The 24,825-nt window shown below is 72.2% G+C and carries 23 protein-coding genes and 1 riboswitch; of the genes, 12 read left to right on the top strand and 11 right to left on the bottom strand.

What is annotated here, in order from left to right:
* Positions 1-124: 124 nt before the first annotated feature.
* On the top strand, positions 125-754 hold the full coding sequence (locus ACIBO1_RS04040; RefSeq protein ID WP_396741200.1) for a UbiX family flavin prenyltransferase: 630 nt from the start codon (positions 125-127) through the stop codon (positions 752-754).
* Positions 755-783: 29 nt separating this feature from the next.
* Here the strand turns inward: ACIBO1_RS04040 and ACIBO1_RS04035 are convergent, their stop codons facing one another.
* Positions 784-1,050 (bottom strand): BldC family transcriptional regulator, encoded by a 267-nt coding sequence (locus ACIBO1_RS04035; protein ID WP_350697461.1) that lies wholly within the window; start codon positions 1,048-1,050, stop codon positions 784-786.
* A gap of 268 nt (positions 1,051-1,318) precedes the next feature.
* Between ACIBO1_RS04035 and ACIBO1_RS04030 the strand changes: the two genes are divergently transcribed.
* Both ACIBO1_RS04030 and ACIBO1_RS04025 read left to right on the top strand, forming a co-directional pair.
* Positions 1,319-1,777 (top strand): Lrp/AsnC family transcriptional regulator, encoded by a 459-nt coding sequence (locus ACIBO1_RS04030; protein WP_396741198.1) that lies wholly within the window; start codon positions 1,319-1,321, stop codon positions 1,775-1,777.
* Between the two features lie 22 nt (positions 1,778-1,799).
* The gene (locus ACIBO1_RS04025; protein WP_396741196.1) at positions 1,800-2,891 is read left to right on the top strand and encodes a PLP-dependent cysteine synthase family protein; all 1,092 of its coding nucleotides are present in this window, start codon (positions 1,800-1,802) and stop codon (positions 2,889-2,891) included.
* A 12-nt stretch (positions 2,892-2,903) separates the two neighbouring features.
* On the opposite strand, the gene ACIBO1_RS04020 is transcribed toward ACIBO1_RS04025, so the two are convergent.
* The 3 genes from ACIBO1_RS04020 to ACIBO1_RS04010 form a co-directional block, all read right to left on the bottom strand.
* The gene (locus tag ACIBO1_RS04020) at positions 2,904-3,533 is read right to left on the bottom strand and encodes a putative glycolipid-binding domain-containing protein (RefSeq protein ID WP_396741194.1); all 630 of its coding nucleotides are present in this window, start codon (positions 3,531-3,533) and stop codon (positions 2,904-2,906) included.
* Between the two features lie 55 nt (positions 3,534-3,588).
* Positions 3,589-5,217 (bottom strand): DEAD/DEAH box helicase, encoded by a 1,629-nt coding sequence (locus ACIBO1_RS04015; protein ID WP_396741192.1) that lies wholly within the window; start codon positions 5,215-5,217, stop codon positions 3,589-3,591.
* Between the two features lie 186 nt (positions 5,218-5,403).
* Positions 5,404-5,811: a hypothetical protein gene (locus ACIBO1_RS04010; RefSeq protein WP_396741190.1), complete on the bottom strand. Its 408-nt coding sequence runs from the start codon at positions 5,809-5,811 to the stop codon at positions 5,404-5,406.
* A gap of 22 nt (positions 5,812-5,833) precedes the next feature.
* Between ACIBO1_RS04010 and ACIBO1_RS04005 the strand changes: the two genes are divergently transcribed.
* The gene (locus ACIBO1_RS04005; RefSeq protein WP_396741188.1) at positions 5,834-6,514 is read left to right on the top strand and encodes a hypothetical protein; all 681 of its coding nucleotides are present in this window, start codon (positions 5,834-5,836) and stop codon (positions 6,512-6,514) included.
* A gap of 1,060 nt (positions 6,515-7,574) precedes the next feature.
* Here the strand turns inward: ACIBO1_RS04005 and ACIBO1_RS04000 are convergent.
* A complete protein-coding gene (locus ACIBO1_RS04000; protein ID WP_396741186.1) occupies positions 7,575-9,128 on the bottom strand; it encodes an NlpC/P60 family protein in 1,554 nt (517 codons plus the stop codon).
* A gap of 293 nt (positions 9,129-9,421) precedes the next feature.
* Here ACIBO1_RS04000 and mqnE point away from each other — a divergent pair, with 293 nt between their 5' ends.
* The 7 genes from mqnE to ACIBO1_RS03965 all read left to right on the top strand — a co-directional run bounded on the left by mqnE (position 9,422) and on the right by ACIBO1_RS03965 (position 16,677).
* Positions 9,422-10,591, top strand: coding sequence for an aminofutalosine synthase MqnE (gene mqnE / locus ACIBO1_RS03995; RefSeq protein WP_396741184.1), 1,170 nt, complete (start codon positions 9,422-9,424; stop codon positions 10,589-10,591).
* A 24-nt stretch (positions 10,592-10,615) separates the two neighbouring features.
* A complete protein-coding gene (locus tag ACIBO1_RS03990; RefSeq protein ID WP_350697453.1) occupies positions 10,616-11,038 on the top strand; it encodes a hypothetical protein in 423 nt (140 codons plus the stop codon).
* A 76-nt stretch (positions 11,039-11,114) separates the two neighbouring features.
* Positions 11,115-11,456 (top strand): DUF4229 domain-containing protein, encoded by a 342-nt coding sequence (locus tag ACIBO1_RS03985; RefSeq protein ID WP_396741182.1) that lies wholly within the window; start codon positions 11,115-11,117, stop codon positions 11,454-11,456.
* A 142-nt stretch (positions 11,457-11,598) separates the two neighbouring features.
* The gene (locus ACIBO1_RS03980; RefSeq protein WP_396741180.1) at positions 11,599-13,476 is read left to right on the top strand and encodes a M14 family zinc carboxypeptidase; all 1,878 of its coding nucleotides are present in this window, start codon (positions 11,599-11,601) and stop codon (positions 13,474-13,476) included.
* Positions 13,477-13,637: 161 nt separating this feature from the next.
* A riboswitch (cobalamin riboswitch) is annotated at positions 13,638-13,698 on the top strand.
* Positions 13,699-13,805: 107 nt separating this feature from the next.
* Positions 13,806-14,741 carry an ABC transporter substrate-binding protein gene (locus ACIBO1_RS03975; RefSeq protein WP_396741178.1) on the top strand — a complete coding sequence of 312 codons (936 nt, stop codon included), beginning with the start codon at positions 13,806-13,808 and terminating at the stop codon, positions 14,739-14,741.
* 32 nt (positions 14,742-14,773) lie between these two features.
* On the top strand, positions 14,774-15,862 hold the full coding sequence (locus ACIBO1_RS03970; protein ID WP_396741177.1) for a FecCD family ABC transporter permease: 1,089 nt from the start codon (positions 14,774-14,776) through the stop codon (positions 15,860-15,862).
* Positions 15,863-15,912: 50 nt separating this feature from the next.
* Positions 15,913-16,677 (top strand): ABC transporter ATP-binding protein, encoded by a 765-nt coding sequence (locus ACIBO1_RS03965; protein WP_396741514.1) that lies wholly within the window; start codon positions 15,913-15,915, stop codon positions 16,675-16,677.
* A gap of 13 nt (positions 16,678-16,690) precedes the next feature.
* On the opposite strand, the gene ACIBO1_RS03960 is transcribed toward ACIBO1_RS03965, so the two are convergent.
* From ACIBO1_RS03960 to ACIBO1_RS03945, 4 genes are all read right to left on the bottom strand, one after another.
* Positions 16,691-17,455, bottom strand: coding sequence for a VOC family protein (locus tag ACIBO1_RS03960; protein WP_396741175.1), 765 nt, complete (start codon positions 17,453-17,455; stop codon positions 16,691-16,693).
* 96 nt (positions 17,456-17,551) lie between these two features.
* Positions 17,552-18,289, bottom strand: coding sequence for an ABC transporter permease (locus ACIBO1_RS03955; RefSeq protein ID WP_396741173.1), 738 nt, complete (start codon positions 18,287-18,289; stop codon positions 17,552-17,554).
* A 13-nt stretch (positions 18,290-18,302) separates the two neighbouring features.
* Positions 18,303-19,187: an ABC transporter ATP-binding protein gene (locus tag ACIBO1_RS03950; RefSeq protein WP_396741171.1), complete on the bottom strand. Its 885-nt coding sequence runs from the start codon at positions 19,185-19,187 to the stop codon at positions 18,303-18,305.
* Positions 19,188-19,248: 61 nt separating this feature from the next.
* On the bottom strand, positions 19,249-21,297 hold the full coding sequence (locus ACIBO1_RS03945) for a HelD family protein (RefSeq protein ID WP_396741169.1): 2,049 nt from the start codon (positions 21,295-21,297) through the stop codon (positions 19,249-19,251).
* Between the two features lie 347 nt (positions 21,298-21,644).
* Between ACIBO1_RS03945 and ACIBO1_RS03940 the strand changes: the two genes are divergently transcribed.
* Positions 21,645-22,496 carry a menaquinone biosynthetic enzyme MqnA/MqnD family protein gene (locus ACIBO1_RS03940; protein WP_396741167.1) on the top strand — a complete coding sequence of 284 codons (852 nt, stop codon included), beginning with the start codon at positions 21,645-21,647 and terminating at the stop codon, positions 22,494-22,496.
* A gap of 119 nt (positions 22,497-22,615) precedes the next feature.
* On the opposite strand, the gene ACIBO1_RS03935 is transcribed toward ACIBO1_RS03940, so the two are convergent.
* Positions 22,616-23,554, bottom strand: a complete 939-nt coding sequence (locus ACIBO1_RS03935; protein WP_396741165.1) for a serine hydrolase — start codon at positions 23,552-23,554, stop codon at positions 22,616-22,618.
* Positions 23,554-24,537: a hypothetical protein gene (locus tag ACIBO1_RS03930; protein ID WP_396741163.1), complete on the bottom strand. Its 984-nt coding sequence runs from the start codon at positions 24,535-24,537 to the stop codon at positions 23,554-23,556. Before ACIBO1_RS03930 ends, ACIBO1_RS03935 begins: the two co-directional genes overlap by 1 nt.
* Positions 24,538-24,825 lie beyond the last annotated feature (288 nt).

The following is a 24,825-nucleotide window of genomic DNA, read 5'->3' as shown; positions in this document are numbered from 1 at the left end:
CCAGGTCGCGATGGCCCCCGCACGCCGATCGGACATCGGTGGCGTAACGCCCCTCTACTGCCGGATCAGGGCAGGTCCCGGGGGTGCCGCACCGGCGTCGACGGTGACCAGGCAGGCTTGAGGGATGCGTGAACCATGGGTGGTCGGCGTCTCCGGGGCCTCCGGCACGCCGTACGCGGCCGCAGTCGTCCGCGGGCTGCTCGACGCCGGGGAGTCGGTGGACCTGATCGTCTCCCGGGCCGCCCGACTGACCGTGCTGGACGAGACCGGCAGGTCGTTCCGGGACGCCCACTGGGCCGACGACCTGAGCGCCTGGCTCGGTCGCGACCTGAACGGCGCGGACGTACGGCACTGGCCGGCCGGTGACCTGGCGGCCGGGCCGAGCAGCGGCTCGTACCCGGTGCGTGGCATGGCGGTGGTACCCGCCAGCACGGCCGCCTGCGCCGGCATCGCCATCGGGCTGTCCAAGGACCTGTTGCAGCGCGCCGCCGAGGTCAACCTCAAGGAGCGTCGACGGGTCGTGGTGGTGCCCCGGGAGACCCCGGTGACCCGTAGCCACCTGGAACACCTGATCGCGTTGCACGACGCCGGTGCGGTGGTGCTGCCGGCCAGTCCCGGCTTCTACGGCGCGGGAGCCGCCGCCTCGGCGGCCCAGCTCGTGGACTTCGTGGCCGGGAAGGTGCTCGACGCCCTCGGCGTACCGCACACCCTGTTCCGCAGGTGGGCGGGGAAGTTGAACGCGGACCGGACCTGACGACCGGTCCGCGTCCTGACCCGCACCACTCAGTACATGCCGGCGTTGGCCGGACCTGAGCCGGTCGAGGCGGCTGGGCCGTTGTTGCGTGGTCTGCCCATCTCGTCCGCCTCTTCCAGCATGCCCTCCCCTTCAAGCAGGGCCCGCACCTCGGATTCCCGAAACCGGCGGTGCCCTCCTGGAGTCCGGATACTGCCGATCCGGCCGGCTGCCGCCCATCGCGTCACAGTCTTCGGGTCAACCCGAAACAGCGCGGCGACCTCACCCGGTGTCAGCAGGCGATCTCCAGTGTCCACAGCCCCCTCCTCGCGTCGACGAAGCCCCCGGCTGAACACACTGCCCCCGGCCGGTGCGAGCCCAGAGCCGTCATGAGGGACGTATGGCAATTACAGCACCAGCGAACTGGCCTGTCCGCCAAACGCGAAAAACGCACTGAGTGAGAAGTTAGTAAATGCTACCGGCGGCACGCCCTTCGGACCCTGGGTATGCGAACTGTCACCCACTGCCATGCCCAACGGATGCCGGCGTCCCGGTGTCACCCGTCGCCGACTAGGGTCACAGTCCGTGGACGCCATCGACCGCAGCCTCGTGGACCTGCTCCGGAGCAACGCCCGCCTGTCGTACGCCGAACTGGCCCGCCAGGTCGGTCTATCCGCGCCGGCAGTGCACGAACGCGTCGGAAAGCTGGAGTCCGGCGGGGTAATCCGGGCGTACCGGGCCGACGTCGAGCCGGAGGCCGTCGGGCTGGGCGTCACCGCCCTGATCGGCATCGTCGAGGACTCCGGCGCGGACACCGACGACGTGCTGGAGGCGTTCCGGGCGATACCGGAGATCGAGTCCTGCTACTTCATGGCCGGAGTCGAGTCCTTCCTGCTCAAGGCACGGGTGAGCACCATCGCCGAGTTGGAGCGGCTGATCGTACGGCTGAACCGGACACCCGGCGTGGCCTCCACCCGGACCGGCATCGCCCTGTCGACCAAGTGGGAGAACCGGCCCCAGCCGGTGGCACAGACCTCGTCCTGAGCGGCTTGCTACCTTTCCGAGCGTGACTCATCTCGACCGGTGCGACGAGGCAAGCCGGCGGTGGGTGACCGAGGCGATCGCCGCCGTCGAGGCGGACGCCAACCGGTCCGCCGACACCCACCTGCTGCCCTTCCCCTTGCCCAGGTCGTGGGGGATCGACCTCTATCTCAAGGACGAGTCGGTGCACCCGACCGGCTCGCTCAAGCACCGGCTGGCCCGCTCGCTGTTCCTGTACGGCCTCTGCAACGGCCGGATCGGGCCGGAGACCACGATCGTCGAGGCGTCGTCGGGCTCCACGGCGGTCTCCGAGGCGTACTTCGCGCGGATGCTGGGGTTGCCGTTCATCGCGGTGATGCCCGCCTCGACGTCGCCGGAGAAGATCGCCCAGATCGAGTTCCAGGGCGGCCGGTGCCACCTGGTGCAGGATCCGGCCAAGGTGGTCATCGAGGCGCGCTGGCTCGCCGAGGACTCCGCCGGGCATTTCATGGACCAGTTCACCTACGCCGAACGGGCCACCGACTGGCGGGGCAACAACAACATCGCCGAGTCGATCTACGCGCAACTCGCTCTGGAACGCCATCCCGTACCCGCCTGGGTGGTGGTCGGCGCCGGCACCGGCGGCACCAGCGCCACCATCGGCCGGTACGCCCGCTACCGGCGGCTGCCCACCAAGCTCTGCGTGGTGGACCCGGAGAACTCCGCGTTCTACCCCGCCTGGCAGGCGGCCGACTGGTCGGTCCGCACCGGCCGGGGCTCCCGCATCGAGGGGATCGGTCGGCCGACCGTAGAAGCGTCGTTCCTGCCCGCCGTGGTGGACCGGATGGTGCAGGTGCCGGACGCCGCCTCCCTGGCCGCCATGCGGGCCGGGTCGGCGGTCCTCGGCCGACGCGTCGGCGGGTCGACCGGCACCAACCTGTGGGGCGCCTTCGGGCTGATCGCGGAGATGCGCGCCGCCGGGCGCACCGGCTCGGTGGTCACCCTGATCTGCGACGCCGGTGACCGGTACGCCGACACGTACTACGCCGACGAGTGGGTGGCTGGGCAGGGCCTCGACCTGGTCCCGCACCTGGCGACCGTGGAACGCTTCCTGGCCGACGGTTCCTGGCCGGGCTGAGTCGGCGGTGACTCAGCGGGGCGTGCCGCGCTCCGCCAGACCGGGGTAGTGCTGCACGTACCCGTCCTGGTCCACGTCCACCTCGGCGCTGAAGCCGTCGCTGGCGTACCGGAACCGGTGCGGGCCCAGCCCGGTGTAGACCTGCTCGGCGGGGAGCACGGTCAGACTCGGCAGCAACACCCAGGCCACGTCGATCCGGTGCGTGGTGTCGGCGGGCGCGGTGGTCAGCCCGAGCCGCCGCACCGGCAGCGTGTTGAACAGCGGCGAGCCGCCCAGGTCGACGTCGAGAGTGTCGGCCAGACGGTCCGGGTCCTCCAGGCCGGGCAGCCCGGCCGGGGGCCGTCCGGCGGCGGAGAGGACCGCGTCCAGGTCACCCTGCTCGGCGGCGGTCACCCGCCACCGCCCGGTCGCTCGTTCCAGGCGTACGCTCCGCCGCCACCCGGCACCCTCGACCTCGACCTCCAGGCGGACACTGACCCACCCGGAGTCGGTGGCCACCTGGTAGCGGCAGGTGTAGGGCACCGGGTCGGCGGCGATCTGGGTGCCGTGCGCGGTCAGCCCGGAGCTGTCGTCGACCACGGCGTGTTCGGCACCGGCCGTGTCGGACCGGGTCCACAGCAACGACTTCCGCGTGGTCGACATGTTGCGGACGTTACGCCACCGCGCCCGGCCCGGCAGGCCATGCGCCGAAGGACGATCAGTAGGTGTGCGCCCGGGGACGCCCGACCGACCCGCGCCGCTCGTCGCCCCGCACCTCCGAGCGCCCACCCCGGTCGGCGCCGAACCGGCGCTCCCCACGGGGCTGGTCGCCGTAGGCGCGGTCACCGAACCGGCGCTCGCCGCGTGGCTGGTCGCCGTAGCGGCCTTCCCCGCGCGGCTGGTCGCCGTAGCTGCGGTCACCGAACCGGCGCTCGCCGCGTGGCTGGTCGCCGTAGGCGCGGTCGCCGAAGCGGCGTTCCCCGGCCGGGCGGTCGCCGAAGCGACGGTCACCGCCGGGACGGTCGCCGAAGCGACGCGGTCCGCTGGCCGGACGACCGGGTCGACGCGGCTCCTCCCGCTCCTCGCGTACCGGCACCCCGCTCGGCTCGCGGGCTCCGGTCAGCTCGGCCAGGGCGGCGTCACCGACGCGTACCCGGGTCTGCTCCGGCTCGACACCGGCCTTCTCCATCATCGCCAGGGTGGTGCGGCGCTGCTTCGGCAGCACCAGGGTCGCCACCGCGCCCGTCTCGCCGGCCCGCGCGGTGCGCCCGGCCCGGTGCAGGTAGTCCTTCGGGTCCTTCGGCGGGTCGACGTGCAACACCAGCGAGACACCGTCCACGTGGATGCCCCGGGCCGCCACGTCGGTCGCCACCAACACGTTGGTGCGGCCCTCGCGGAACTCGGCCAGGGTGCGGGTACGCATCCGCTGGGTCTTGCCGCCGTGCAGCCCACCCGCGCGTACGCCGACCGCCGCGAGCTGCGTGACCAGCCGGTCCACGCCGAGCTGCGTACGGGCGAAGACGATGGTCCGACCGGACCGTGCCGCGATCGACGCGGTCACCGGGAACTTGTCCTGCGGCGGGATCAGCAGCATGTGGTGGTCCATGGTGGAGACCGCAGCGGTCGCAGGCGCGGTGGAGTGGGTCACCGGGTCGGTCATGAACCGCTTGACCAACGTGTCCACGTCGGTGTCCAGAGTGGCCGAGAAGAGCAGTCGCTGCGCGTTCGCAGGCGTCTTCGCCAGCAGCTCGGTGACCTCGGGGAGGAAGCCCATGTCGGCCATCTGGTCCGCTTCGTCGAGCACGGTGACCTCGACGTCGTCCAGGCGGCAGACGCCACGGTCGATCAGGTCGGCGAGTCGGCCCGGGGTGGCCACCACCACCTCGACGCCCCGGCGCAGCGCGTCGATCTGACGGTCGTAGGGCACTCCGCCGACGGCGGTCTTCAGGAAGACGCCGATCGACTTGCCCAGCGGCAGGAGTGCGTCGTTGACCTGCATGGCGAGTTCCCGGGTGGGCACCAGGACGAGGGCACGCGGGCGCATCGGGCGAGCCCGGCCCCCTTCGGCCACCCGGGCCAGCAGCGGCAGCCCGAACGCGAGCGTCTTGCCCGAGCCGGTCTGTCCCCGGCCGAGCACGTCGCGCCCGGCGAGGGCGTCCGGCACGGTCGCGCGCTGGATCTCGAAGGGTGTGGTGATGCCCTGCCGGGCGAGGGCGCGCACGAGCGGCTGGGGCAGCCCCAGTGCGCCGAAGTCGATCGACTGGTCAGGGCCGGCGGCGTCGGCTGGCAGATCGGTGGGAACGTCGGAGGCGGACAGGGGCATGCCAGAGGCAGCGGAGGTGGTCAAGAAATGCCTTTCGAGCGGGGCGCACCTTCGCGATGTCCCGCCACGGCACTGCGCCGCCGGATCCGTCCGCAAGAACGCCCATGGGCGCGCGGTCGCGCGCCAGGTCAGTGATCGCCCACAAGTGTACGGCGAGTGTCGTCCCCACGCGGGGACCGGATGGGGGTAGTGGGCGGACTCACCCGCTGTTCACCCCGGCAGAGCGCCGGTCAGACCACTCAGGGCGTCGTTGGTCAGCAGGACGACCAGCACGCTGAACGCCACCAGCAGGCCCAGCGCGACCGCCAGCACGATCGCCACCCGCAGGGTGCTGCCGGACCGCTCGGCCGGAGTGTCCGTCCAGCCCTGCGCCAGGATGTGACCGGTGAGTGACCCGGAGTTCTCCTCGCCGGCCGGGAAGGCCACGGTGTTGGCTCCCGACCCGTCCGCGTAGTAGGCGCTCAGATCGGACCCGCCGGGACGGTACGTCGCCGATCCGGCCTGGCCGGAGGCGTCCGACCGAGGTCCGGGACGGGCCGCTGTCGGTGGCCCGGCCGCCGCCGACGGCGGGTTCGGCCGGGGCACCGGCCTGGTGACGTCGGGGTCGTCCAGCGGCACCGCCTGGGTCCGGTCCGGGTCGGTGCCGCGCGGGACCGGCCGGGCCCGGTCGGTGTCGAGTGGGGCCGTCGGCGGCTCGGCCGGACGCAGCCCAGGCCGTGCCGAGACCCGAGGCGCGACCCCCGGTGAGCCGGAGACCGGCTCGTCCCGACGCCCGGCCGGAGTGGTCGGTGGCGGCCACGCCGGCAGCGCCGGAGCGGGCACCACCGGCGGTGCCGAGCCGGACACGGCCGACGGCGCGGTGATCGACGGCACCGCTGCCGACGCTGCCGCTGCCGACGTGGTCGAGGTAGCCGTGGTCGAGGTAGCAGCCGTGGCCGATGCTGCCGTCGCCGAGGCGGTGGTGGCCGGTGGCGGCGGGAACGGCGGTGCGGGCATCGGGCCGGGCGGCGGCGGGGGCGGCGGCACGGGCGGGCCGGGCGGAGGGGACGGCGGGCCCGGCATCGGCGGTGCCGGCCGGGGAGCGGGTGGCGGTGCGGGCACCGGTCCCGGCGGGTACGGCCCGGGCGTCGGCGGCGCGGGCACCGGGACGGGTGGCGTCGGCGACGGTGGATTGGGTCCCGGCACCGGCGCGGGCGGCGTCGGAGCGGGCTCCGCCGGTGCCGGATCCGGCACCGGCTGGGGATCCGGCGTCGTGGGCTGCGGTGGCTCGGCCGGTCCGGCGGGCTCGGCCGATTCCGGGGCGACCGGCGTCGACCGGTAGATCCCGGCGGCCCGGCCACCACCGGCGGCTGCGGCCTCGTCCGCGCTCACCTGGCCCAGGCCGGCGACCCGGACGCTGGCACGTGCCGCAGTGGGCGGCACCGGCTCCCGCTGCCCCGGCACGCTCGCCGTCCCGACCTTGGCGGCACCGCTCACGCCCGCGCTGCCGACGGCCCTGTTCATGCCCGTGCCACCGGTGAGGGCGCTGGTGCCCGTGCCGCTCGCGGCCCCACTCGTGCCCGTGGTGCCGGCGGTGCCGTTCGTGCCCGCGACGCTGGCGGTACCGGTGACACCGCTCCCGCCCGCAACGGCCGACGGTGCGCTCAAATCGGCGGGCTGGGTCGTGCCGGCACCCGCCGCGCCGGCCACACTGACCTGCGCTCGGGCGATCACCGGCGGTCGTTCGGCCTCGGGGGACACCGGGGAACCGGCACGGTACGTGGTACCGCCGCCCGTCGCGGGAGCGCCGGATCCGGGCCCGCCGGTGGCCGGGGCGGCTGGTCCGGTGCCGATGACCGCCGAACTCCCCGGGGCGGTTACGCGGGCGACCCCCGCCCGGCCGCGTGCCGGTGGCCGGTCCGTGTCGCTCGGTGCCGCCGGTGACGGCGCGGGGCCCGTGCCGACCAGGTCGGCAGCGGTGCCGATGACGGCCGCCGAGCCGGATGCGGAAGGCGTCGGCTCCGGGCCGGCCGGCGCGGGCTCAGGGGCCGTCGGAGCAGGCTGCGCAGCGGAAGCGGCAGGCTCGGAGGCGGAAGGTGCAGGCTCAGGGGCGGAGGGCGCAGGCCCGGGGTTGGAGAGTGCAGGCTCGGCGGTGGCCGGAGGCGGTTCGGCGGTGGTGCTCGGAGCGGCGGTGGACGCAGGGTCGGCCGGCTTCGCCGGAACCTCGTGCTCGGTCATCCTCGTCCTCCGTGCCACGCTCGCACCCGGATCCGTGCCCCGGACCGGCAGTGCCTGTGTGACACCGTGCCACATCCCGACCGGCTGGCACACCCGTAGCCCGCACAGTGTCCCTCGTGTACGCGCGGGTCGGGCCGAAGATCGCCTCGGCGGGCCCCGTTCGGTCAGCGACCGCCGACGGTGGACGGGGAGGCCGAGGCGCTCTCCTCGGGAGCCCTGCTGCTCGCCGCCGTGGTCGGGGCGAGGCTGCTGCTCGTCGGGGCGAGGCTGCTGCTCTCCGTGCTCGGGGTGGCCGGGGCCGACGGGCTCTGCGACGGCGAGGTGGTCGGCGACGGCGTCACCGACGGCGAGGGGGAGTCGGTCGGCTTCGGCGTGGGCGAGCCCGTGGGCGAGGGGGACGGCGACGTGGGTCGCGGCGTCGGCGTCGGCTTCGGAGTAATGGTGGGCTTCGGCGTCGGCTTCGGAGTGGGCTTGGGTGCCGGCGGCTGCGACGGGGTGGGAGGCGTGGCGGGGGCGGGCACCGCACCGACCACCCGGGTCGCGGCGTAAAACCGGGACCAGCGCACCGTCGAGATCTTCACCACGTCGCCGGTGGTCGGTGCGTGGATCATCTTGCCGCCGCCGACGTACATGCCCATGTGGTGGATGGTCCGCCAACTGCTGCCGGAGGCGAAGAAGATCAGATCGCCGGGGAGTAGCGCGTTGCGCGGCACGGTGCGGGACCGGGTCGCGTAGTACTGGTCGCGGGCGACCCGCGGCAGTTTGTAGTACCCGGCCGACCGGTACGCCGACCAGACCAGGCCGGAGCAGTCGAACGAGTTCGGCCCGGTGGCCCCCCAGACGTACGGGTCGCCGAGCTGGCGGCGGGCGTACGCGAGGGCGGCCAACGCGGTGGGGTGCGCGACCAGCCCATCGGCCGACTGGTCGCCGTAGTCGGTGCCGAGTCGCTGCTCGGCGGCCTCCTGCTGGCGGGCCAGGGTGATCAACTGCGCGGAGTTCTCCTCGCGCAGCTTGACCAGCTTGGCCTCTTCCTGCCGCAGCGACTGCTGGGTGGCGGCGTACTGCTGCTGGACCCCGCGCAGCCGCTGCTCGGCGGCGGTGTACGCCTGCGTGGCCACCTGCTCGTCGGCGCGGGCGCGGCTGACCTGGCCGGCGGCCGGGCCGGTGGCGCCCTCGCTGCGCTCACCCCGGTTGGCCCGGTGCAGCAGTTCCAGGTCCCGGAGGGTGGCCGCCCAGTCGCCGGGCGGTTGGGCGGCGTCGACCTTGATCGCCTCGGCGGCGACCTGGTCGGCGCGCTGCTCGGCCTGCGTGACCGCGGCCCGGGCGAACTCCAGGGTGCGTCCGGCGGCGGTGTGCTGGGACTCGGCCTCGGTGCGCTGCTGTTGCAGGTCGAGGAGTTGCGTGCCGAGCTCGCCGATCCGTGCCTCGACGGCGTTGATCTGAGTTTCGAGCGCGTTGCCGGCGGGGGTGACGATCGGAGCCACCACACCGGGGGTGCCGCCAGTCGGTGCGCCGGGCAACTGGAGCTGGCCGGCGACGGCCGGGCGGGAGCCGGTGTCGGGCACCGTGACCGGGACGCTCGGCTCGGCGTACGCGGGAGCCGCGAGGACGGCGGTGGCGACGGCGCTGAGCAGGGCGGACCAGAGCATCGGCCGCAGCACCGGCGAGACCACCGGACTCCGTCGCCGTCGCCGTCGTCCGTCCGTGCTGTCGACCATTGCGCTCCCGTCCGGACCTGCTACGCCGCGCCGGGGGTCGGACGCGGCGGTGGGGACGCTACCGCCAGGTGTCGCCAGATCGCCAGGTGTCACCGGTGTGAGGTGTGGCGTGCCCCATCCTGTCTTACCTCACCTGGTGCGTGGTGTCGATGTTTGGACGGGTTAAAGAAAACTGTGAGTTCGCGAGACGCCGGTCACCGATGGACCACGGTGTGAGCAGCCCGGGTGTGCGACGTAGGCTCTGACTGCGGCCGGTAACGGTCGCGGACGCAGGGGAAAGGGACGGGCTTTCGATGGACGCCGGACTCAAGCGCGAGCTCGAAGCGAAGGTGTACGCCGGGGAGCGGCTGACCCGTGAGGACGGCATCGCGCTCTACTCCAGCGACGACCTGACCTGGTTGGGGCGGCTGGCCCACCACGCGCGCACCGAGCGCAACGGCGACCGGGTGATGTTCAACGTCAACCGGCACCTCAACCTGACCAACGTCTGTTCCGCCTCCTGCGCGTACTGCTCCTTCCAGCGCAAGCCGGGCGAGAAGGACGCGTACACGATGCGCATCGACGAGGCGGTCCGCAAGGCCAAGGAGATGGAGGACGAGCAGCTCACCGAGTTGCACATCGTCAACGGCCTGCACCCGACGCTGCCCTGGCGCTACTACCCGAAGGTGCTGCGCGAGCTGAAGGCCGCGCTGCCGAAGGTCAAGCTCAAGGCGTTCACCGCCACCGAGGTCCAGTGGTTCGAGAAGATCAGCGGGCTGACCGCCGACGCGATCCTCGACGAGCTGATGGAGGCCGGTCTGGAGTCGCTGACCGGTGGCGGCGCGGAGATCTTCGACTGGGAGGTCCGCCAGCACATCGTCGACCACGCCTGCCACTGGGAGGACTGGTCGCGGATCCACCGGCTGGCGCACAGCAAGGGCATGAAGACGCCGTCGACCATGCTCTACGGCCACATCGAGGAGCCACGGCACCGGGTCGACCACGTGCTGCGGCTGCGTGAGCTGCAGGACGAGACCGGTGGCTTCATGGTCTTCATTCCGCTGCGCTACCAGCACGACTTCGTCGACTCGGCGGACGGCAAGATCCGTAACCGGATCCAGGCCCGCACCACGATGGCCTCGCCGGCCGAGTCGTTGAAGACCTTCGCGGTCTCCCGGCTGCTGTTCGACAATGTGCCGCACGTCAAGTGCTTCTGGGTGATGCACGGGCTCTCGGTGGCCCAACTCTCGCTCAACTTCGGCGTGGACGACCTGGACGGCTCGGTCGTCGAATACAAGATCACGCACGACGCGGACTCGTACGGGACGCCGAACACGATGCACCGGGACGACCTGCTGCACCTGATCTGGGACGCCGGCTTCCGCCCGGTCGAGCGGAACACCCGCTACGAGGTGGTCCGCGAGTACGACGCCGCGCCGAGCATGGCGGAGCGCCGTTCCGAGCCGCAGCAGGTCTGGGCCTGAGCCGACGCGTACCCTGGCACGACGATGAGCGAGCAGCAGGGCGCGTTTCCGCGCCGGGACGACGACGGGCGCATCCGGTTCCTGGGTGATCTGCTCGGCGTCAGCCTGGCCGGGGTGGTCATCGGGATGCTGGTGCTGGTGCTCTTCGACACCGCCTTCGCCTGGTTCGGTGCCGGTGACTTCGGCCAGGCCAACGGGTGGCTGGCGGTGATCCTGGCGGTCTGGTTGTTCTGGGAGGACTTCAGGGCCTGGGAATTCGGCGCGCCCCGGGTGGTGGCCGGGTTGGTGGCGCTGGCGATGGCGGTGGTCTCCGGCCTGCTGGTGGCGGGCGCGGTGACCGGGCTGCCGCCGCTGCTCTCCGGCGGTCTGGCGGCGGTGACGTTCACCGTCGTGTACGCGCTGGTCTGGTTCCCCGGCGTCCGCTGGCTGGTCGACCGGACGACCTGAGGTCGCCCTGCGTCGTGCGGCGGAGCCGCACGGAGGAGCTGAGAGACGCCGCCCCCGGCGGAGAATGGAGTACGACGTGAGCGCGGCGGCCAAGTACACCCTCGGCCGGATCGGCCTGTTCGTGGTCGTGATGCTGGCCCTCTGGCCGGTCGACATGGACATCTTCCTCAAGCTGATCCTGGCCCTGCTGTTCTCCGCTGCGGTCTCCTTCTTCCTGCTCAAGGGCGTACGCGACCAGATGGCCGAGGAGATGGCCGCCGCCGCCGAGCGGCGCCGCTCGGAGAAGGAGCGACTGCGGTCCGCTCTGGCCGGCGAGGACCAGGCCGAGACCGACACGGTCTCCGGCGGTCAGGCCGACGGCGGCACGTCCGACCAGTCCGGCTCGTCCACCGAGCCGGGACGCGGCCCGTCCTCCTGACCTGCGGCGACGGGACCATGTCGTCGGCATGAGGATCCGACTGGGATGGGCCGCACAGCGATCGATGTTGATATGACCATGGGGCCGGTGGTGGGCTGTCCGCTGCCGGGCGGGGAACCCCCGCGCCTCCAGGAGGTTGTCCATGGCCTTCCGTTCGATCCCCGTCCGCCGTGCCCTGGCGCTCATCGTCGCCGCCGGGCTCGGCCTGCTCACCATCTCCGCGCCACCGGTGTTCGCCGAACCGGCCCCGAACCGGGACGAGCAGCCGGCCGCCGTGCCCTACCGGGTGCTCGGCCCGAAGACGCTCGCCGACCGCAACGCGATCGCCGGCACCGGTGCCGCGATCGACTACTCCGAACACGGGGTGCTGCACGTCTCGGCCACCCGCGCCGAGGCCGCCGCGATCACCCGCCTCGGGTTCCGGCTGGAGGCGATCGCCGCCCTGCCCACCGATCGGGGCACCGCGGACGGGCAGGTCGGCGCGTTGGCCTTCCCGCCGGCCGACGCGAACTACCACGACTACGCGGAGATGACCGCCGTGGTCAACCAGGTCGTCGCGGACCACCCGTCGATCGCCCGCAAGATCAGCATCGGCAGCTCGTACGAGGGCCGGGACCTGGTGGCGGTGAAGATCTCCGACAACGTCGCCACCGACGAGAACGAGCCGGAGATCCTGTTCAACGCCCAGCAGCACGCCCGCGAGCACCTGACCGTCGAGATGGCGATCTATCTGCTCAACCTCTTCACCGACAACTACGGCTCCGACTCCCGGATCACCAGCCTGGTCAACAACCGGGAGATCTGGATCGTGCCGACCGTCAACCCCGACGGCAGCGAGTACGACATCGCCACCGGCTCCTACCGGTCCTGGCGGAAGAACCGGCAACCCAACAGCGGCTCGTCGTACGTCGGCACCGACCTGAACCGCAACTGGAGCTACAACTTCGGGTGCTGCGGTGGCTCGTCCGGCTCGACCTCCTCGGACACCTACCGGGGCCCGTCGGCGTTCTCCGCTCCGGAGACGCAGGCGCTGCGCAACTTCGTCAACAGTCGAGTGGTCGGCGGGGTGCAGCAGATCAAGGCCAACATCGACTTCCACACCTACTCCGAGCTGGTGCTCTGGCCGTACGGCTACACGACCAGCAACACCGCCACCGGGATGAACGCCGACCAGTACAACACCTTCGCGACCATCGGCCAGCAGATGGCGGCGACCAACGGCTTCACCCCGCAGCAGTCCAGCGACCTGTACATCACCGACGGCAGCAGCATCGACTGGATGTGGGCGACGCACGGCATCTGGGCGTACACCTTCGAGCTGTATCCGGGCTCGGCCTCCGGCGGCGGCTTCTATCCGCCCGACGAGGTCATCCCGGCGCAGACCTCGCGCAACCGGGAGGCGGTGCTGATCCTCTCCGAGTACGCCGACTGCCCCTACCGAGCCATCGGCAAGCAGTCGCAGTACTGCGGCGGTGGCAGCGGGACCACGGTCTGGTCGGACACCTTCGAGACCGCGACCGGCTGGACGATCAACCCCAACGGCACCGACACCGCGACCTCGGGGCAGTGGGAGCGGGGGGCCGCGCAGGCCACCAACTCCAGCGGCGCCAAGCAGCTCACCCCGTTCGCCGGTAGCAACGACCTGGTCACCGGCCGGTTGGCCGGCAGCGCCGCCGGAGACTACGACGTGGACGGCGGCGTGACCAGCGCCCGGTCCCCGGCGGTCACCCTGCCGTCCAGCGGTACGTTGACCCTGTCGCTGGCCTGGTACCTGGCACACGGATCCAACTCGTCGTCGGCCGACTACCTGCGGGTCAGCGTGGTGCACAACGGCGGCACCACGGCACTGCTGACCCAGGCCGGCGCGGCGAGCAACCGCAACGGCGCCTGGGCGCAGGCCAACCTCAACCTCACCCCGTACGCGGGACAGTCCGTCCGGATCCTGGTGGAGGCCGCCGACGCGTCGACGGCCAGCCTGGTCGAGGCGGCTGTGGACAACGTCACCATCACCGCCTCCTGAAATCGGCGGGGCCCCGCCACACCCCCTCGCGCGGGGCCCCGTCCCAGGGGCCAAACGGACAACAGCGAACTAGACGGGCTGCACGTGACCGGGACCGCGACCTGCTCAGCGGGGTCGCGGTCCCGCCGTGCGCTACCGTCGTACCGACCCGCCGCAGCGAAGCCGGTGCGAAACCGGCGCTGTCCCGCAACTGTGATGCCCCGAGAACGGGGACGAGTCAGGTCGCCTGGGGCGCGTCGCGATCCGCGCTCTCGAGGAAGGGCGCCTCGCGGACGGGTCGCTCCGGCTCCTGTCGGCGAAGCAGCACTCCTCGACCGACAGGAGGACCGATGTTCAGCCGTACCCCCCGGGTCTTCGCCGCCACTCTCGCGGTGGCCGCGCTCGCCCTCGGCGCCTGCGCCGAGACCAGCAGCGAGACACCCAGCACCGGCGAGAGCCGCAGTGGCGCCGCCTTCCCCGTCACCGTCGGGTCGTTGACCCTGGAGCAGCGTCCCGAGAAGATCGTCTCGCTCTCCGCGACGGCCACCGAGATGCTCTTCGCCATCGGTGCCGGGCCGCAGGTCACCGCCGTCGACGACCAGTCGAACCACCCGGCCGACGCGCCGAAGACGGACCTCTCCGGTTACCAGCCGAACGCCGAGGCGGTGGCCGCGAAGAACCCCGACCTGGTGGTGCTCAGCGACGACCGCAACAAGATCGTCGACCAGCTCACCACGCTCAAGATCCCGGTCTACCTGACCCCGGCGGCGCAGACCCTGGACGACTCGTACCGGCAGATCACCGAGCTGGGCACGCTCACCGGCAACGCCGACGCGGCGGGCGACGTGGTGCAGCGGATGAAGAACGACATCACGAAGATCGTCGCCGAGGTGCCGCAGCGGGTCCAGGCGCCCACCTACTTCCACGAGCTTGGACCGGAGCTGTACACCGCCACCAGCAAGACCTTCATCGGCTCGATCTATGCCCTCGCCGGGCTGGAGAACATCGCCGACGCGGCGGACGCCGACGGCAAGAACGGCGGCTACCCGCAGCTCTCCCAGGAAGTGATCGTCCAGGCCAACCCGGACTTCGTCTTCCTCTCCGACGTGAAGTGCTGCCAGCAGAGCGCCGCTACGGTCAAGGCGCGCAGCGGCTGGTCCGGCATCGAGGCGGTCAAGAACGACCAGATCGTCGAGCTGGACGACGACGTCGCCTCGCGCTGGGGCCCGCGTGTGGTGGACCTGCTCCGCACCATCGTGGACGCCACCAACAAGGTTGCCGAGTGACCGACGTCAGGCGTTAGCAGGGGACCCTTCCTATGCACCAGGCGTTAGCAAGGGACCCTTCCTTACCGGCGGCCGGCCGGCCGGCGGGCCTGCGGAAACGCTGGCTCGCCATCGGCGTGCTCGCCGTCTTCGTCGCCCTGGTGGCCGGCGTCTCGCTCGGGCCGGTCAGCCTGCCGCCCGGCAGTGTCGCGATCGAACTGCTCAACCTGCTGCCCGGGGTACGCCTGGAGAGTGGGCTGACCGAGCGCGAGATCGCCATCGTCACCGAGTTGCGGCTGCCCCGGGTGGTGCTGGGTCTGCTGGTCGGTGGACTGCTGGCCCTGGCCGGTGGCGCCTACCAGGGTGTGTTCCGCAACCCGCTGGCCGACCCGTACCTGCTCGGTGTGGCCGCCGGGGCGGGCCTCGCGGTCACCGTCGTGCTGACCCTGGGCACCGCGACCGGCGGTGCGCTCAGCGGACTCCCGCTCACCATCCCGCTGGCCGCCTTTGTCGGCTCGCTCGGTGCGGTCGCGATGACGTACCTGCTCGGGGTGGCCGGCGGACGCAGTCGTTCGCCGGCCACGCTGATCCTGGCCGGGGTGGCCGTCTCCGCGTTCCTCTCCGCCGGGCAGACGTACCTGCTGCAACGCAACGCGGACAGCATCCAGGAGGTGTACTCCTGGCTGCTTGGGCGGCTGGCCACCGCCGGTTGGCACGACGTCCGGCTGGTGCTGCCGTACTTCCTGCTCACCAGCCTGGTCATCCTGCTGCACCGGCGGGAACTGGACGTGCTCTCGGTGGGTGACGACGAGGCGGCCGGGCTCGGCCTGCACCCGCAGCGCTCCCGGTACCTGCTGATCGCCGCCGCCTCGCTGGGCACCGCCGCCGCGGTGTCCGCCTCTGGCCTGATCGGCTTCGTCGGGATCATCGTGCCGCACACCGTACGACTGCTCGCCGGATCGAGCTACCGCGTCATCCTGCCGCTGTCGTTGCTGTTCGGCGGCGCCTTCCTGGCCCTGACCGACGTGGCGGCCCGGACCGCCGCCGCGCCGCAGGAGATCCCGATCGGCGTGGTCACCGCGCTGCTCGGCGGTCCCTTCTTCGTCCTGATCCTGCGGACCGCCCGACGGGTGCTGACGTGACCGCGCCCGAGTCGTCAGGCGTCGACCGGACCGCGTCCGACGCCGCCGCCGTGCAGGTGCGTGACCTGCGGATCAGCCTGGACGGCACACCGATCCTGGCCGGTGTCGACCTGACCGTCCAGCCTGGCGAGTGGGTCACCGTGATCGGTCCCAACGGCGCCGGCAAGTCGACCCTGTTGCGGGCCGTCGGCGGCCTGCTCGCCGCGCCGGGCGCCATCCACCTCTTCGGTACGCCGCTGAGCGCCCTGCGCCGCCGCGAACGGGCCCGCGTGGTGGCGACCGTGGCCCAGTCCCCGGTCGTACCGCCCGGAATGGCGGTGCTGGACTACGTCCTGCTCGGGCGTACGCCGTACATCCCGCCGCTGGGCCGGGAGTCCGCCGCCGACCTGGCCGTGGTGCACGAGGTGCTCGGCCGGCTGGACCTGGCCGGCTTCCAGGGCCGGGAACTGGCCACCCTCTCCGGCGGTGAGCGGCAGCGGGTCTTCCTGGCCCGCGCGCTGGCACAGGGCGCCACCCTGCTGCTGCTCGACGAGCCGACCAGTGCGCTGGACATCGGTCACCAGCAGGAGGTGCTGGAACTCGTCGACCAGTTGCGCCGTACGCACGGCCTGACCGTGCTGGCGACCATGCACGACCTCTCCATCGCCGGCGAGTACGCCGACCGCATGGTGCTGCTGGCCGACGGCCGGATCGTCGCCGAGGGCACCCCGACCGAGGTGCTCACCGAGGAGATGCTCGCCCGCTACTACCGGGCCCACGTCACGGTCGTCCCCGGCCCCCACGGCCCCCTGGTCCTCCCCACCCGTCCCCGCTGACGGGTGGGGGCGGTCAGGAGGTCAGGGCGACGAGGGAGAAGAGGGCGCCGTGCGGGTCGCGTAGGGCGGTGACGCGGCCGGCGGGAATGTCCCGGGGCGGGACGAGGATGGTGCCGCCCAGCTCGGCGGCGCGGGCGGCAGTGGCGTCGGCGTCGGCGACGGAGAAGTACAGCGTCCAGTACGCCGGTGAGTCGGCCGGGAACTCCGCACCCAGCGGCGGCATCATCCCGGCCACCAGGCGGTCACCCAGCCGCCACCCGGTGTAGGCGACCTGCCCCATCGGCTCCTCCTCGGGCTGCCACCCGAAGACCAGCTCGTAGAAGACCCGTGCCCCGTCCGGGTCGGGGGTGACCAGCTCGGTCCAGCACATCGCGCCCGGCACGTCGAACACGTCGGCCCCGCCGAAGGTCATCGGCTGCCAGACGCTGAACGCGGCACCGGCCGGGTCGCTGAACACCGCCATCCGACCCCGGTCGAACACCTCGAACGGGGGTACCACCACCTGCCCGCCGGCCCGCTCCACCCGACCGGCGACCAGGTCGGCGTCGTCGGTGGCGACGTACGTCGACCAGATCGGCACCTGGTCCGGTACGGCCGGCGGCCCCACACCGGCCACCGGTCGCCCACGGAGCAGGAAGACCGTGTAGCCGCCCGCCTCCGGTTCGGGATCGACCCGACCGGTCCAGCCGAACAGCTCGGGATAGAACCGTCGGGCCGCGTCCAGCTCAGGGGTGGCCAGATCGGCCCAGCAGGGGGTGCCCGGCGCGACCTCGACCACTCCCCACCCCTCTCGGCTCGGGGCGCTCGCCGCTCGACCGCCCTCACCGGCATCGTGGCACCGCCCGGCCGCCGCCCGAGCGAAACGGCCGGAACGTCAACTGAACCGGCGACCCTCGTCCCGCCGGTACGCCCACGCACCGATCGCGGCCAGCGCCACCACCCAGACCCCGAGCATGACCAGCGACAACGTGCTGACCTGGAAGTCGCCGACGGCCGCCCACATCAGCTCCACCGCGCCCCGGGTGGGCAGGAACGGCGCGATCGCCTCGATGAAGCCGGGCGCGTCACCGGGGGAGGAGAGCAGCCCGCCGCCGAAGGCCATCGGGAAGAAGACGACCTGGGCCACCACGATCGCCGCCTTGCTCGGCAGTGAGTACCCGATGGCGAGCCCCAGCAGGGTGAACGGCACCGCGACCACGGCCACGGTGGCCAGCGCCAGCAGGAACCGGAGCAGGGTGATATCGGCCGCCGTCAACGTCGCGGCGATCACCACCAACGGGATCAGCGACAGGTAGGTGATCAGCAGACCGGCCAGCACGCGGCCGGCGAAGCGTGGTCCGGGCCCGACGGGCAGCGTCCGGGTGTACGGGTCCCAGGGCTGTTGGCGGTCCTCGGCGACGCCCATGCCGTACTGGAAGATGTTGGCGCTCATCACCGAGAAGGTGACCATCGAGGCGGTGGCGAAGGTGGCGCCGACCGGGTCGTCGCCGGCCCACGGCACGACGAAGAAGAGCATCGCGACGGCCGGGAAGAAGGCGCTGCCGAAGAGCGCGATCGGGATGCGGACCGTCTCCAGCAGTTGGTAACGCGCGTGGGTCAGGGCGAGTGGCACGGCAGGCACTTCCTCAGACGGGGGTCGGCTCGGTGTCGGCGGTGGTGATGGCGAGGAACGCCTCCTCCAGCGAGGTCGGCCGTACCTCCAGGTCGCGGAAGTCGACGCCGCTGGTGACCAAATCCCGGACGAGCTGGTCGGCGTCGGCGGTGAGCAGGTGCGTCCGGCCGTCGACGTGTTCGGTGCGGGCCACCCCGGGCAGCGTGGGCAGCGCGTCGGTGGTCAGGCTGACCCGGCGTACGCCGACCACGGCCCGGACGGCGTCGACGCTGTCGTCGGCGAGTACCCGACCGTGCCCGATCACCACGATCCGTCGCGCCAACGCCTCCACCTCCTCCAGGTAGTGGCTGCTCAGCAGCACCGTGCCGCCGTCGGCGTGGAAGGACCGGATGGCTTCCCACAGGGTGTGCCGGGCCTCCACGTCCAGCCCGGTGGTCGGCTCGTCGAGCACCACCAACCGGGGGCGGCCGACGAAGGCCAGTGCCACGGCCAGCCGGCGTTTCTGGCCACCGGACAACCCGCCGCTCTGCCGCTTGACCTGGGCGGTGAGGCCGAACCGGTCGAGCAGTTCACCCCGGGGCACCGGGTCCGGGTAGTGGGCGGAGACGAAGTCGATCACCTCGCCGACGCGCAGGGTGGCGGGCAGCCCGGTCTCCTGCGGCGTCATACCGATCCGTTGCCGGTTCGCCGCGTCCCGGGGGTCGCCGCCGAACAGCTCCACCCGGCCCGAGGTCGGCCGACGCAGCCCGACCAGCAGGTTGAGCAGGGTGCTCTTGCCGGCACCGTTCGGCCCGAGCAGGCCGACCAGTTCGCCCGCGCGAACCTCCAGGTCGACCCGGTCCAGCGCGAGGACTTCGCCGTAGCGGCGGCTGACCTGGTCGGCGCGGGCGAGAATCACGGGAGGCTCCTTCCACGTTGCTCCGTGTGCAACGGTCTATCGGCTCGGTGCCACCGCGCAATCAGCCGAGTGGGGCGGGAAGTGGCGCGACGTGCACCACCGAGAGCCGGGACACCGCCCGGGTGAGCACCACGTACAGGCGGTGCAGGCCGCGCGGTTCGGCGGCCACGATGGCGGCCGGTTCGGCGACGACCACGTGGTCGTACTCCAGACCCTTGACGGTGGTGGCCGGCATGACGGAGACCCGCGTACCCGCCGTCGGCTCGTCGACGGTCGCCGTCTCGATCCCCGCCGCGGCCAGCGCCGCGCGTAGCCCGGCCACCGCGTCGTCGGCGGCGATCACCGCGATCGACCCCTCGTGCGCGAGCGCCGCCCGCACCTCGGCCACCGTCGCCTCGGCCAGCTCGGTCACGGTACGCACCGCAAGCGTGCCGTCGTGGCGTAGCGACTCGGCCGGCGGTACGTCGACGGCGAGCGCCGGCAGCAGCCGGTTGGCGAACGCGAGCACCTCCGCCGGTACCCGGAAGCCGACCGTCAACGGCACCACCACCGCGTCCGGCTTGCCCAGGTGCCGCAGGGTCTCCCGCCAGTCGGTGGCGGCCCACGGGGCGGTCGCCTGGGCCAGGTCACCGAGGAGGGTGAGCGAACCGTGCTCGCTGCGCCGGGCGATCACCCGGCACTGCATCGCGGAGAGGTCCTGTGCCTCGTCCACCACCACGTGCCCGAAGCCGGTCGGCCGCTCGATCAGCCCGGCCGCCTCGTCGATCAGGACGGCGTCGGCGGCGGTCCACCGGGTGGCCTTCGGCGTACGGGCCAGCTTCCCGGCGGTGAGCAGGCCCTGCTCGTCGGCGGTGAGCAGGCCCTGCGCTGCCGCCGTGAGCCGGGCCGGGTCGCCGAGCAGGGCGTGCACCAGCCCTTCCGGGGTGAGCGCGGGCCAGACCGCGTCCAGGAACGTGGTGACCGGCCTCGAGCGGCCCGTCCGGCGCAGCCAGGCGTCGCTGGGCGACTCCGCCCGCCGGGCCTCGGCCTGCCGTTGCAGCAGCCCGACCACCCGGGCGCGGATGCGTTCCCGGCCGACGGCGTACGGCAGCCCTTCCGCGCGGGTCTCGTGGACCAGCCGGTGCAGCGGCTCCAACCCGATCCGCCAGCGGTAGGAGCCGTCGGAGACGGTCATCGCCTCGGTCGGCTCGCCCACGTACGCGTCGACGGCCCGGCGCAACACCTCGGCCATCCGGGCGTCGTGTTTGATCCTCGCCACCTCGGGCGGTTCCACCGCGCGCACCGCCACCCGGTCGACCAGGTCCTCGACGGTGGCCTGCGCGACCTCCACCTCACCGAGGGCGGGCAGCACCGCTGCGATGTACCCGAGGAAGGCCCGGTTCGGGCCGACGACCAGCACCTTCGACCGGCGCAGCCGCTCCCGGTGCAGATAGAGCAGGTACGCGGCGCGGTGCAACCCGACCGCCGTCTTCCCGGTGCCGGGCGCGCCCTGTACGCAGATCGAGTCGGCCAGGTCGGCACGGACCAGCTCGTCCTGCTCTGGCTGGATGGTGGCGACGATGTCGCGCATCGGCCCGATCCGGGGGCGTTCGATCTCGGCGGTGAGGATCCGGCTGGCGGTGCCGAGTTCCTCGCCACGGTCGAGGTGCTCGTCCTCGAAGCTGGTCAGCACGCCGTCGCCGAAACCGAACCTGCGGCGCACGGCGAGCCCCTGCGGGTCACGGGCGCTGGCCCGGTAGAACGACCGCGACACCGGGGCCCGCCAGTCCAGCACCAGCGGTTCGCCCTGCTCGTCGGTGACGTGCCGGCGGCCGACGTGGTAGCGCCGCCCGGCGTGCTCGGCGTCGGCGTCACCGAAGTCGAGCCGGCCGAAGAACAGCGGCGTCCGTGGGTCGTCGGCCAGTTCGGCCACCCTTCGGGCGAGGTGCCGCCCGAGCTGCTCGGCGGTGTACGAGTCACCGGCCACCGTGTCGCCGGTGGCGAAGAGCGCCTCGGCGCGTTCGCGCATCCGGTGCAGCGCGGCTCGGGACCGGGTCAGGTGCGCTCGCTCGGCGGTCAGCTCGTCGTCGAGGCCGGTCGGCGGCGGGGTCTGTGGGGCGTGCAGGCTCATCCACGTGCTCCTTGACGGGGAGGAAGGCTGCCGCTCGCGTGTCCGACCACGGGTCGGCGCGGGACGTCCGCTCCGGTGCTACTCACCTCGGCCGTCAGGCGGAAACGGAAATCCTACTCCCCGGCAAACGGCCGGCAACCGATTTACCGCGCCGCCGCGGTGCAAGGAAGGGTCCCCTACTAACGCCGCGTGTCGTACAGGGGACCCCTCCTAACAAACGGACGCATCTCGCATCCCGCGCCGGGGCAAGGGCCGCGGCCGGGGCCGGGCTGGTCGGGGGTGCGGGGTTGGCCACTTCCGGGGCGGCTCGCTGAGCCGATCGGGTCGGGCGGCGATACGGTCGGGGCATGGTCGAGCGCGTCGCCCGCCCCCGGGTCGGGCACATCCAGTTCCTCAACTGCCTTCCCATCTACTGGGGGCTGATGCGCTCGGGCGCGCTGCTCGACGTCGACCTGCACAAGGACTCGCCGGACCGGCTCAGCGCCGCGCTGGTCGCCGGTGACCTGGACATCGGGCCGATCACCCTGGTCGAGTACCTGCGGCACGCCGACGAACTGCTGCTCCTGCCGGATCTGGCGGTCGGCAGCGACGGCCCGGTGCTGTCGGTCAACCTGGTCAGCACCCGCCCGCTGGCCGACCTCGACGGGGCCCGGATCGCGCTCGGATCCACCTCGCGGACCGGTGTGCTGCTCGCCCGGCTGCTGCTGCGCGAGCGGTACGGCGTCGACCCGGAGTACTTCCGGTGCCCACCGGACCTGACCCAGATGCTGCTGGAGGCCGACGCGGCGGTGCTGATCGGTGACGTGGCGCTGCGGGCCATGTACGAAGCGCCCCGGCAGGGGTTGACCGTGACCGACCTGGGGTTGGCCTGGCGGGAGTGGACCGGGCTGCCGATGGTCTTCGCCGTCTGGGCGGTCCGTCGTGACTTCGCCGCCGCCCATCCCGGCCTGGTCAAGGAGGTGCACGAGGCGTTCCTGCGCTCGCGTGACCTGTGCCTGGCCGAGCTGGACCAGGTGGCCGAGTCGGCGGCCCGTTGGGAGCCCTTCGACGCGGCCACCCTCGCCGAGTACTTCCGGACCCTGGACTTCTCGCTCGGCGAGCGTCAGGTCGCCGGGCTCCGGGAGTTCGCCCGCCGGGCCGCCGAGATCGGCGAAGCCCCCGCGCTGCCGGCCGGCGGACCGGCCTTCTTCACCCGCTGACCGCACCCCGAACCGACGGCAGCGCGGCAGTCGAGCCACCGCCGCACGTCGCCGCCGGCACTGCGGTCGGCCGCTGACCGTCCCGCACCATCAGGTACGCGTCAGCCCGTCCCGCACCATCAGGTACGAGTCAGCAGCGCCTCGGTGATCTCCTGGCAGTTGTCCATGCCGTACTCGTAGCCCTTGCTGATGGGGTAACGGAGCATTACGCCCATGGTCCAGGTGTCGCCGACCGCCAGGCAGTTGACGTGGATCTCCTGCTCCTGGGTGCGGTCCACCCAGCCGTTCTTGATGGCGATCCGCTTCGCCTCGTCGGCCGGGAACGCCTTGCGGATGCCGAAGTCGCCGGCACCGCGTACCAGGCGCATCTCCTTGAGCAGCCACTTGGTCCACTCGGGGCCGGCGGCCCGACCGTCGGCGATGCAGTTGCCCAGCCGGGCGGTGTCGCGGGGAGACAGCTCGGTGCGGCTCCAGCCGAGGTCACTGGAGACCTTGCTGTCGGTCAGGTCGCAGACCGACAGCAGCCGCTTGATCGACGCGGACCGCCCGATCTGGGTGTAGAGCTGCTCGGTGCGGGTGTTGTCGCTGTCCCGGATGATCCTGGTCAGGTCGTCGAGCTTCGCGTCGCTCGGCGTCTGCCCCGCGTTCGCGGTGCGGCGCAGGTAGTCGGCGACGACCCAGGACTTGATCAGCGAGGCGGTGGTGTTGGTCTCGTCCATGTTGTCCGAGCCGATGATCTCGCCCGAGCGGCGGTCCAGCACGCTCCAGCCGTACCAGCCGTCGATGTCCAGGTCGAGCTGCTTCGCCGCGAACGGCAGCGGCTCGGGCTCCGGCGACGGGCTGGGCGAGGGCGACGGGCGGGTGTGGCGGTCGGTGAGCGAGCCGGCGCGGGACACCGGCGGCTCGGATCGACCCCACTCGGCGGCGGCGCGGGACTCGAAGGGCGAGCCGGGAAGCAGACGCAGGGAGACCAGGACCAGCCCGAGCAGGACGCAGGCGATCGCGACGAGCCGTAGCGGGGATGTTCCGCCCTCCCGGTCGCGCTTACGGGTGGCCATCAGAGCTTCCCGACCGGCTGCTGCGGGACCTTGAGCGCACCGCCGGGCTGTGGGGTCACCAACTGGGCGGCGACGCTGGCGCAGACGTCGGCCCCGTAGTCGAGCTTCTCGGCGATCGAATAGCGAAGCATGACGGCCAGACTCCACTTCTCCGTGACCGCGAGGCAGTTGACGTGCCAGTTGCGGTCGTAATAGAGGCGGGTCCAGCCGTTCTTCATGCCGACCGGGCCCTGACTGGTGATCGACTCAGGTAGACCGTCGATGATGCCCCACCGGCCGCCGCCCCAACCCTCTTCCTCGTGCTGGTCCTTGTCGGCGGTGGTGCCACGCACCTTGCTCATCTCGGAGAGCAGCCATTCGGTCCACTTCGGGCCGGCTGCCCGGCCGTCGGCGATGCAGTCGCCGAGTCGGACCGCGTCGCGCGGGGACATCCGGGTGAAGCTCCACCAGCCCTCGTACCCCTTGATGTTGCCCCGCTTGGTGTCGGTGAGGTCGCAGATGCTGATCGCGCGCTTGATCACCGGGCCGGGTTGGCCGCCGGCCGGCACCGCGTACGAGCCGCCGGCCATGCGGTAGACGTAGTTGGTCGACGAGTCGTCGCTGTCCCGGATGGCTTTGCTGGCCGCCTTCTTCTGCGCGGCCGTCGGCTCCTCGTCGCCGAGTTGGCGCAGGTAGTCGGCGACGATCCAGGCCTTGATCATCGACTCGGTGGAGCTGGTCGCGGCCATGTTCTTCGAGCCGGAGATCTTGCCCGACTCGCGATCCATGAGCGCCCACGAGAAGAACTCGCCCTCGAAGTCGACCGACACCGTGCCCGCAGCGAGGGTCGGCGGCGGCGGTGGCGCGGGCGGCGGGGCCGCGACGCTCTCCTGGGCGGCGTTCGCTTCGTCGCCGCTGAGTCGGGCGTACGCGGCCGGCACCAGCATGACGCCGCCGAGTAGCACCGCCGTGACGGCGAACACCATGATCACGCGAGATCGCATGAGCGGGTGAGCTCCAGATGTCAGGGCCGGGGGACCGGCTTCTTGCCAGGACTGACCGGTGTGGATCGCTTGCGGGGCGGGGGAGGTGCCCCATCGGCTCGCGATCGTCCTGCACCGATCGGTGTGACCTGCGAAGTCTACGTCCGGATTCGTGCGACGCCAGGATCCGACACCGGTCAACTCGCCGTGAAGGCGGGATAAGAACCCGCTACGCGGCTGTTGCGAGGATTTGCCGCTCGTTTGTGACCCAGTTCATAGCCGCGAGCGCTACCCGTGGCGTGTACCTGG

It is taken from the genome of Micromonospora sp. NPDC049903 (assembly GCF_044460945.1).
GTDB lineage: Bacteria > Actinomycetota > Actinomycetes > Mycobacteriales > Micromonosporaceae > Micromonospora.
Note: the sequence above shows the minus strand (reverse complement) of the source record. Positions and strands in the feature narration are given on the sequence as shown.